Consider the following 10,192-nt stretch of genomic DNA (forward strand, 5'->3'; position numbering starts at 1 on the left):
GTGGTGGGGTTGGGGCCGCCGCCGTTGCAGGTCACCCCGTTCAGGGTGAACGAGGTCGGCTTGGGGTTGCTGCCGCTCCACGCGCCGTTGAACCCGATGCTCACGGTGGCACCGGTGGCCAGCGCGGCGTTCCATGACTCGCTCTGCGCGGTGACGTTCTGGCCGGACTGCGCCCACCGGGCCGACCAGCCATGCTGCACGCGCTGGCCGCTGTCCGGGAAGGCGAAGCCCAGCGTCCACCCGTTGAGCGCGTCGCCGACATTCCTGATGTTGATGGTTGCGGTGAAGCCACCCTGCCAGTCGCTGGTGGTGTACGACACGTCGCACTGGGTCGCCGCGTGCGCGACGGTGACCGGGAGGGTCACCAGTCCTCCGGCGACCAGGGCGCCTGCGCCGGCCAGCGCGAGGGTCCGGCGTTGACCGGACAGCCTTCTCCACACATTCATGCCAGTGATCTCCTTGGACGGGACCGGATCCGCGAACGGCCCGGCGAACTGGCCCGACGGGCGTCCTTCGTGGACTACCGCCGGCGCCAACGGGGGATTCCTCGGGAGCGCCCGACCCGGACGGGCTTGGTGGTGCCGGACCGGCGAGGACGGCCGGTCATCGGCGGGATGTCGCCCGGAGGACCCGGTTGCCCTCGACTCCAGCCTGCGCGGTGTGGCTCCCCGAACCGCGTGCAGCGATTCTTGCATGGGAGCGCTTCCAGAGCAATGCCTCGATGGGGTTGGCGGGAGTGGCGGGACCACCGGCGCCAGTGGGCGGAGCCCGGCCGTTGACCCCCACCGGCGCCCCGAACTCCCAACAAACTCTAGAACGTGAATCTTTCCTCTTATAACTCGTGAAACGGTCTAACGTCGTCCCTAGCTCGGTTGTCGCCGAGTTAAGGACAACAGGGATGGAGTGACGCAGGTCATGGCAAACAAGATGCTCGGGAAGGTCGTTGCGGGCGCGGCCCTCGGTGGCGCTTCCCTGCTCGTGTTCACGCCGGGGATCGCGTTCGCGGACGGCCAGCACCGCGACGACGAGGGCAAGGTGTTCGCCAAGCCGCACGTCGTCAAGGCCGGCGAGGACGTCAAGCTGCTGCAGGTCTGCGAGGAGCCGCAGAAGCACGCGTTCGTTTGGTCCAAGGTCACCGGCAAGGTCAAGCTCAAGCCGGTCGACGACCGCGGCGACCACCGTGGCGACTGGCGCAGCGGGGAGGACCACAAGGACGACAAGGGCAAGGACCACAAGGGCAAGGACCACAAGGGCAAGGACGACAAGGGCAAGGACCACGACGGCAAGGACGGCAAGGGCAAGGACCACGAGCAGCCCAAGCCGGACCAGACCGCCACCAGTCAGCCGCAGTACGGCGGCCAGGGCGGCGGCGCCGCCGACGCGGCCAAGGACGACGACCGCAAGCACAAGGACAGCAAGGACTGGAAGGGCGAGGAGCACGGCCAGGACGGGGCGGACAGCCGCGACTGGAGCGGCTACGACTCTGGCCGCGAGGACCACAAGAGCCGCGACTCGTACGACTCGTACGGCTCGTACGGCTCCGACAACCGCGACTCGTACGGCTCATACGGCTCCGACAACCGCGACTCATACGGCTCATACGGCTCCGACAAGCGCGACTCGTACGGCTCCGACAAGCGCGACTCGTACGGCTCCGACAACCGCGACTCGTACGGCTCCGACAACCGCGACTCGTACGGCTCCGACAACCGCGACTCGTACGGCTCCGACAACCGCGACTCGTACGGCTCCGACAACCGCGACTCGTACGGCTCCGACGAGCGCGGCTGGACGGACCGTAAGGACGACCACGGCAAGGGCAAGGGCAAGGACGACTGGAAGCACAAGCGGGACTTCGTCTACTTCGGCGAGGCCACGGTCGACGAGAACGCCAAGCCGGGCCGCTACAAGCTGGAGGGCTCCTGCGGCGAGGGCGAGCTGGTCGTACTGCCGAAGGGCGGGGTCGACGGCGGTGACGGTGGCGCCGGCGCCGGTGCCGACCGGAGCCTGGCCGCCGGTGGGGCCAGCCTGATCGGCGCAGCCGCCCTGGGCGGCATCGTCCTGCTGCGTCGGCGTCGGACCGATGAGTCCTTCGTCTGACGTGACGGCGACACGGGCCGGCGGCCGCCACGGGAGACCGTGGCGTGCCGCCGGCGCGGCCGTCGTCGTCGTGCTGGCCATGGTGGGCGCCGGCATGGTCGGCGCCTCGCTCAGATCCGCGCCCGCACCCCGCCCGCCGCAACCCCTGGCCCAGACCGGTCCGTCGGTCGCCGACATGCCGTCGACCGGCGGCGGGGATCGCGACACCTCCCCCACGGCCACGGGGTTGCCCCGGTCCACCCCCACCAAGATCGTCATTCCACGGATCGGGGTCGACGCCTCGATCATGTCGCTCGGCACCAACCCCGACGGCACCGTGCAGGTCCCCCCGCTGGAGCAGGCCTGGCTCGCCGGCTGGTACGAGCCGGGGGCGAGCCCCGGCGAGGTCGGCAACGCGGTGATCGTCGGCCACGTCGACTCGGCCACGATCGGACCGGCGGTCTTCTTCTCGCTCGGGGCCCTGCAACCCGGCGACACCGTCACGGTCGCCCGCGAGGACGGCCAGCAGGTGGCCTTCACCGTGGAGTCGGTGAAGGCGTACCCGAAGAGCGAGTTCCCGGCCGAACTGGTCTACGGCCCCAACGACCGGCCCGGGCTGCGGGTGGTCACCTGCGGCGGGCAGTTCGACGAGGCTACCGGCGACTACCCGGACAACGTGGTCGTCTTCGCCACCATGGCGGAGTGAGCCGGACACCGCGACGCGGTCCGGCCGGTCGGTTCCCGACCGGCCGGACCCGCGGATACGCCTCAGGCGGCGGCGGAGGTCCGCACCAGGGTGCGGATCTGGCGCAGCAGTACCGACAGGGCGGCCAGGTCCGCCCGGGACTCGTCGAACTCCCCCATCGCCCGCTGCGCCCGGTGGATGGAGGTGGCGTTCGACTGCTCCCACTCGTGCACCCGCCCCTGCGGGGGCAGACCGGCCGACGTCGCTTCGAGCACCTCCGCGGTCAGCGCGGCCAGCGCGGCGTACAGGTCGTAGCGCAGCGCCATCCGGGCCAGGGTCTGCCAGCGGTCCTCCCGGGGCAGCAGGGAGATCTTCGATAGCAGCGAGTCCACCCGGAACCGGTCGGAGAGCACGAAGTACACCGAGGCCACCTCGCCGACGTCCCGGCCGGCGCTCGCCGCGGTCTCCACCACGTCGAGCAGTCCGAAGCTGTACATCAGCCGGGTCGCCCGCTCGGCCAGATCGCGCGGCAGCCCCCGCTCAGCCATCGAGTCGATGTGTGCCGCGATGGCCTCCCGCTCGGTGCCGTAGAAGAGGTTCTCCAACTCCGGCAGCAGCCGGGCCACCCCGTCGCGCAGCCGGGCGATCTCCGCCGGCACGTCGATCGGCGAGCGGCGGTTGGTCACCAGCCACCGCACCGCCCGGTCGAGCAGCCGCCGGGTGTCCAGGTAGACGCTGGTCTGCAGATCCGGCGAGACCTTGTCGTCCAGCGCCTCCACCGCGTCCCACAGGTCGCGCAGCCCGAACACCTCACGCACGACGACGTACGCCCGGATCACGTCCGCCGCGCTGGCCGCGGTCTCCTCGACCACCCGGAAGACGAAGGAGATACCACCGCGGTTGATCGCCTCGTTGACCAGAACCGTGGTCACGATGTCCCGGCGCAGGCGGTGCCGGCCCATCCGGTCGGCGAACCGCTCCCGCATCGGGGTCGGGAAGTAGTTGACCAGGACGTCGGTCGTCCACTCCTCGTCCGGGAGCCCCTCGGCGAGGATCTCCTTCTCCAGCGCGATCTTGATGTACGCGAGCAGCACCGCGAACTCCGGCGCGGTCAACCCGGACTCGGCCCGTACCGCGAGCTCCTCGTCCGGCGGCAGCGCCTCCAGAGCCCGGTCCAGCGTTCCGGAGCGCTCCAACTCGGTGATCATCCGGCGATGCACCGGCAGCAGTGAGGCGGCCTGGGCCTGGGCGTTGTTGATCGCCCGTGCCTGGTCGTAGTTGTCCCGCAGCACCAGCTCGGCGACCTCGTCGGTCATCTGGGCCAGCAGCTCGTCCCGCTGCGGGACGGTCAACACGCCGTCCGCCACCGCGGTGTTCAGCAGGATCTTGATGTTCACCTCGTGGTCGGAGCAGTCCACCCCGGCCGCGTTGTCGATGAAGTCGGTGTAGATCCGGCCGCCGGTCAGCGCGTACTCGATCCGGCCGAGCTGGGTGAAGCCCAGGTTGCCGCCCTCGCCGACCACCCGGCAGCGCAGGCTCTTGCCGTCCACCCGGATCGCGTCGTTGGACTTGTCACCCACCTCGGCGTTGGTCTGGCTGGACGCCTTGACGTAGGTACCGATGCCGCCGTTCCAGAACAGGTCGACCGGCGCGGTCAGGATCGCCCGCATCAGCTCCTGCGGGGAGAGCTGCTCGACGTCGTCGTCCAGCCCGATCGCCGCGCGCACTTGCGGCGAGATCGGGATCGACTTCGCGGTCCGCGGGTACACCCCGCCGCCGGCGGAGATCAGCTCCCGGTTGTAGTCCTCCCAGGACGACCGGGGCAGCTCGAACAGCCGCTGCCGCTCGGCGTACGAGGTGGCGGCGTCCGGGTCCGGGTCGACGAAGATGTGCCGGTGGTCGAAGGCGGCCACCAGCCGGATGTGCTCGGAGAGCAGCATGCCGTTGCCGAACACGTCGCCGGACATGTCGCCGACGCCGACCACGGTGAAGTCCTCGGTCTGGGTGTCGTGCCCCAGTTCGCGGAAGTGCCGCTTCACCGACTCCCACGCACCCCGGGCGGTGATGCCCATCTTCTTGTGGTCGTATCCGGCCGAACCACCGGAGGCGAACGCGTCGCCCAGCCAGAAGTTGTGCGCGGTGGAGATCTCGTTGGCGATGTCGGAGAAACTCGCCGTGCCCTTGTCCGCCGCCACCACCAGGTACGGGTCGTCGCCGTCGTGCCGCACCACGTCGACCGGCGGCACGATCTCGCCGCTGACGATGTTGTCCGTGACGTCGAGCAGGGCGGAGATGAACTCCTTGTAGCAGACGACCGCCTCGTCCCGGTCCCCCGGCTTCTGCTTGAGCACGAAGCCACCCTTGGCGCCCACCGGCACGATCACGGCGTTCTTCACCATCTGCGCCTTGACCAGGCCGAGCACCTCGGTGCGGAAGTCCTCCCGCCGGTCGGACCAGCGCAGCCCGCCCCGCGCGACGGGCCCGAACCGCAGGTGCACGCCCTCGAACCGGGGCGAGTAGACGAAGATCTCGAACTTCGGCCGGGGCGCCGGCAGATCCGGGATCGCCTGCGGGTCCAGCTTGAACGCCACGTACGCCTTCGGCCGCCCGCCGGCGCGCTTCTGGTAGAAGCTGGTCCGCAGGGTGGCCTGGATCAGCGTCAGGTACGACCGCAGGATCCGGTCCTGGTCGAGGCTGGCCACGTCGTCCAGGGCGGCACGGATGGCGGTCACCAGCTCGTTGCTGCGCTGCTTACGCTGCTCGGCATCCAGGGTGCCCGGCGCGAACCGGGCCTCGAAGAGCTCGACCAGCAGCGCGGCGATCCGCGGGTAGGCGATGAACGTCGACTCCATGTAGTCCTGCGAGAAGACCGTCCCGGCCTGGCGCAGGTACTTCGCGTACGCCCGCAGCACCACCACCTGCCGCCAGGTGAGCCCGCCGCGCAGCACCAGCTCGTTGAAGCCGTCGACCTCGGCCTCGCCCCGCCACGCCGCCGCGAACGCGTTCTCCACGTGCGGGCGGACCTCGGCCAGCTCCTGGTGTCCCTCCGGCAGCCGCAGCCCGAAGTCGTAGAGCCAGATCCGGCCGTCGACCCGCTCCACCTCGTAGGGGTGCTCGTCGACCACCCGGACACCCAGGGAGTGCAGCACCGGCAGCACCGCGGAGAGCATCATCGGCTCGCCGTACCGGTAGACCTTGAACCGGACATCCATCGCCTCGTCGGCGTCCGGCTCCCGGCCACCGGCCCGCGGGGGCAACTGCTTGCGGAACAGGTGCATCTCCAGCTGGCCCGGCTCTTCCAGCAGCTCCAGCTTGGCCAGATCCTTCATCGCCTCGTACGGCGTGTGGCCGTCCTTGTAGCCCTCCGGGAAGGCGTCGGCGTACCGGCTGAACAGGTGCTTGGCCTGCTCGTCGCCGAGCTTGCGCTCCAGCACCAGCCGGTAGTCGTCGTCCCAGAGCCGGGTCGCGTCGGCGAGCTCCTCGGCGAGCAGGTCGGCGTCGATGTCGCCCGGGGGCTTGGTCGGGTCGGTCCGGACGATGAAGTGCACCCGGGCCAGCATCGACTCGGTCACCCGGGTGGTGTAGTCCACCCCGACGCCGTTCAGCTCGCGCAGCAGGATGTCCTGCATGCGCAGCCGGTTCTGCGTGGTGAACCGGTCCCGTGGCAGGTAGATCAGGCAGGAGATGAACCGCCCGTACGCGTCCCGGCGCAGGAAGACCCGCAACTGGCGGCGGCCGGCCATCCGCAGGACGCCGATCACCGCGTGGTACAGGTCGTCGGTCTTGATCTGGAACAGCTCGTCGCGCGGGTAGGTCTCCAGGATCTGCAGCAGGTCCTTGCCGGAGTGGCTGCGCTGGCTCAGGCCGGAACGGTCCAGCACCTCGGCCACCTTGCGCCGCACCACCGGCAGCTCCCGCACGCTGGTGCGGTACGCGGCGGTGGAGAACAGGCCCAGGAAGCGCCGCTCCCCGACCACCTCGCCGGCCTCGTCGAACACCTTGAACCCGATGTAGTCCAGGTACGCCGACCGGTGCACGGTGGCCCGCGAGTTCGCCTTGGTGATGATCAGCAGACGCTTCTCGGTGACCCGCTCGTGCGCCTCCGGCGTCATCGACGACAGCGCCCGCGCCTCGGTGGAGTCCTGGCGCAGGATGCCCAGCCCGGTGCCGAGCACCGCCTGCAGCGCCTGCCCGCCGTCGGCGGTCTCGCCCAGCCGGTACTCCCGGTAGCCGAGGAACGTGAAGTGGTCGTGGGCGAGCCAGCGGAGCAGTTCGACCGAGTCGGTGATGTCCTTCTCCGGCACCGGCGGCCGGTTGTCGGAGGTGCGGGCCGCGGCGAGCTCGTCGGCCAGGGACAGTGCGCGCTGGCGCATCTTCGGCCAGTCCTCGACCGCCTCCCGCACGTCGGTGAGCACCCGTTGCAGCTCCCGGCGGAGCTTGTCCCGCTCCTCCGGGTCGCGGATCGGGTCGATCTCGATCCGCATCCAGCTCTCGACGAGGTCACCGGCGATGGCGTCGTCCGGCTCGACGTCGGCGGAGACCTCGGTCAGCCGGCCGAGCGGCTCCCGGCGGACCACCACCAGCGGGTGGACCAGCAGGTGGATGTCGAGGTGGTGCGAGTTGAGCAGGGCGGTCACCGAGTCGACGAGGAAGGGCATGTCGTCGGTGACGATCTCGATGACGGTGTGGTGCTGGTCCGCGTCGGGTTCGTGGATGCGCAGCTTCAGCTCGCCCGGTACCCGCTGCTGGGCCAGGTCCCGGTGGGCGCGGGCCGCCGCCAGCATCTCCTCGGCGGTGAAACCGATCAGCTCCTCGTCCGGCGCGAACCGCCAGAAGCGGCTGACCAGGGTCGCCGCGTCGTGGTCGTCGCCGGCGAGCGCGACGGCATGGGCGACCAGCCGCTCCGCGTTCGGTACCGGTTCGTCAAGTTCGGTGTCCTCCACGTCGCCGGGCAGCGCCTCCCCGGGCAGGCCCAGCTCGTAGATGGTGTCGACGCTCGAACCGGTCATCCCGGTCACTCCTGTGTCGAGTCGGCCGAAACCGTCCCCGTCGGTCGCCGAATCGAAGCTGTCGTCCTGGCCGGTGTCATCCGGCCGGAGGTCGGGTCCCGGTTTGATCGCCGGACGCCGGTCCATCGGTGCCACTCCCCTCGACCCACCGCGTTGTGGGTCACTCTGCCGCCCAGCCTAGGCCCTGCCGGTCTGCCCCTTCCCCGGCGGACCACTGGGCCGGACGTCCGGATCCGGACACTGTCCTTTCACCCGTTGCGGGTACGAGGTTGGCCGGTCCCGGGAGTACCCCGCCTCTGGATGTTCATCACACCGTCACGGGTCCGTCTTTCCGCACGTCCGCCCCCGCCCGGGGACGATGCGGACGGCGGGGCGTACTACCGTGCAGGGCAGTTCGAGATCCGGGGGATGAGCTGCATGCACCTGTCGTACCCGCACCGTCACCGCCGCCGGCGCCGTCCGACGCTCGCCGCGCTCGCCGCGGCGGCGCTCGCGACCGCCGCGCTCACCGCCTGTTCGGCCGCTGACGGCCCGGAGCGTAGCGTCGACGCCTTCCTGGCCGGTTGGCGCTCCGGTGACCTGCAGAAGGTCGGCTTCGTCGACCCGACCGGCGCGAAGGTGCCGGCGGCCGACGTGGCGCGAGAGATCAAGGAGCTCTCCGGCGAACTGGCGGCCACGCCCCCGGCGCTGACCCGCAAGGGCGATCCCAAGATCACCGCGGACACCGCGACCGCGGTGGTCCAGGTCGAGTGGACCCTTCCCGGCCAGACCCGGTGGGCGTACGACCGGCAGGTACGGCTCACCCGGGGCGACGACGACCAGTGGCAGGTGATCTGGGAGCCGCAGCTGGTGCAGGAGCAGCTCACCACGGGCGACCGGCTCGGGGTACGCCGGGACGCCGGTCCCCGGGCCGGCGTGCTCGACGGCGCCGGCCAGCCGATCGTGGCCCCCCGACCGGTGGTCCGAGTAGGGGTACAGCCGAGTGGGGTCACCGACGTGAACGGGCTCACTCGCAAGCTGGACGACGCCTTCAGGGCGGTCCGGCCGCCGATCACCCCGCCGGTCGACCTCTCCGGCCTGCCCAAGCGGCTCTCCGATGCCGACCCGGGCGCGTTCGTCGAGGTGGTGACGCTGCGCGAGGAGGCGTACCGGCAGATCAAGTCGCGCATCTACGACCTGCCGGGCACCAAGTTCCGCGCCGACAAGCTGGATCTCGCCCCGACCCGCGAGTTCGCCCGCGCCGTGCTCGGTTCCGTCGACCCGGCCCAGGCCGACGACCTCGCCAAGCACCCGGACCGGTACGTGGCCGGTGACCTGGTGGGCCACGGCGGGCTGCAGGGCCGCTACGACGAGCGGCTGCGCGGCGCGCCGGGGCTGACGGTGATCGTCGAACGCCCCGGCCCGGACGGCACGCTGGTGCCGACCGGTGCCGAGGTGTTCCACCGGGACCCGCAGCCGGGCCAGCCGCTGAAGACCACGCTCGACGTGGGTACCCAGAACGCCGCCGACGACGCCCTGCGCGCCGAGAAGCGTCGCGCCGCCCTGGTGGCGGTCCGGATCAGCGACGGCGCCGTGCTCGCGGCGGCCAACGGCCCCGGTGCGGCCGGGGAGAATCTGGCCTTCACCGCCCAGGTCCCGCCCGGCTCCACCTTCAAGATGGTCAGCGCGCTCGGGCTGCTGGACCGAGGGGCGGTCACCCCGGACGCGCCGGTCGACTGCCCGAAGACGTTCACGGTCGACGGCCGGCCGTTCAAGAACTCCGACAACTTCGAGCTCGGGACGGTGCCGTTCCGCACCGACTTCGCGAAGTCCTGCAACACCGCCTTCACGGCCCTGGCCCCGCAGCTGGGCGCCGACGGTCTCGCTGTGGCCGGCCGCACGCTGGGGCTGGAGGGGCAGTGGGATCTCGGCCTGGACGCCTTCACCGGCAAGGTCTCCGCCAACGGGGGCGCCACCGAGCAGGCCGCCGCCGCGATCGGGCAGGGCACCACCGTGGTCAGCCCGATCGCCATGGCGTCCGCCACCGCGGCGGTCGCCCGGGGGCGCTTCGAGCAGCCGAAACTGGTGCTCGATCCGGCGCCCGCCCAGCCCGCCGCCCCCGGGCCGCAGCTGAAGCCGGAGTCGGTCCAGGCGCTCAAGACGATGATGCGCGAGGTGGTCACCAGCGGCAGCGCCACCGCGCTGCGGGACGTGCCGGGCGACCCGGTGCACGGCAAGACCGGCACCGCCGAATACGACAACAACCCCGCCCACACGCACGCCTGGTTCATCGGTTGGCAGGGCGACATCGCCTTCGCCGTCTTCGTCGAGAAGGGCGGGGCCAGCACCGCCACCGCCGTTCCCGCCGCCGAGCGCTTCCTCCGCGCCCCTGTCTCTTATACACACTTGACGCTGCCGACGAAGCTAGAAGTGTAGATTT

At 70.8% G+C, this 10,192-nt stretch carries 5 protein-coding genes; 3 read left to right on the top strand and 2 right to left on the bottom strand.

Annotation, left to right across the window (positions count from 1 at the left end; translation table 11 throughout):
- Positions 1–446, bottom strand: a 446-nt coding sequence (locus C1I99_RS24030; RefSeq protein ID WP_199562372.1) for a cellulose binding domain-containing protein, incomplete at its 3' end; no start/stop codon positions are given.
- A gap of 469 nt (positions 447–915) precedes the next feature.
- Between C1I99_RS24030 and C1I99_RS34160 the strand changes: the two genes are divergently transcribed.
- Positions 916–2,100, top strand: coding sequence for a hypothetical protein (locus C1I99_RS34160; RefSeq protein WP_233512677.1), 1,185 nt, complete (start codon positions 916–918; stop codon positions 2,098–2,100).
- Between the two features lies 1 nt (position 2,101).
- Positions 2,102–2,785: a class F sortase gene (locus tag C1I99_RS24045; RefSeq protein ID WP_111136473.1), complete on the top strand. Its 684-nt coding sequence runs from the start codon at positions 2,102–2,104 to the stop codon at positions 2,783–2,785.
- 62 nt (positions 2,786–2,847) lie between these two features.
- Here the strand turns inward: C1I99_RS24045 and C1I99_RS24050 are convergent, their stop codons facing one another.
- Positions 2,848–7,899, bottom strand: a complete 5,052-nt coding sequence (locus C1I99_RS24050; protein ID WP_111136474.1) for an NAD-glutamate dehydrogenase — start codon at positions 7,897–7,899, stop codon at positions 2,848–2,850.
- Between the two features lie 291 nt (positions 7,900–8,190).
- Between C1I99_RS24050 and C1I99_RS35445 the strand changes: the two genes are divergently transcribed.
- Positions 8,191–10,188 carry a penicillin-binding transpeptidase domain-containing protein gene (locus tag C1I99_RS35445; protein ID WP_111136476.1) on the top strand — a complete coding sequence of 666 codons (1,998 nt, stop codon included), beginning with the start codon at positions 8,191–8,193 and terminating at the stop codon, positions 10,186–10,188.
- Positions 10,189–10,192 lie beyond the last annotated feature (4 nt).

Source organism: Micromonospora deserti, assembly GCF_003236335.1.
Taxonomy (GTDB): domain Bacteria; phylum Actinomycetota; class Actinomycetes; order Mycobacteriales; family Micromonosporaceae; genus Micromonospora; species Micromonospora deserti.

Bases quoted from the DNA above. Each gene is read 5' to 3' on its own strand.
- C1I99_RS34160 (WP_233512677.1), top strand. From the start codon at position 916: ATGGCAAACAAGATGCTCGGGAAGGTCGTTGCGGGCGCGGCCCTCGGT.
- C1I99_RS35445 (WP_111136476.1), top strand. From the start codon at position 8,191: ATGCACCTGTCGTACCCGCACCGTCACCGCCGCCGGCGCCGTCCGACG.
- C1I99_RS24050 (WP_111136474.1), bottom strand. From the start codon at position 7,899: ATGGACCGGCGTCCGGCGATCAAACCGGGACCCGACCTCCGGCCGGAT.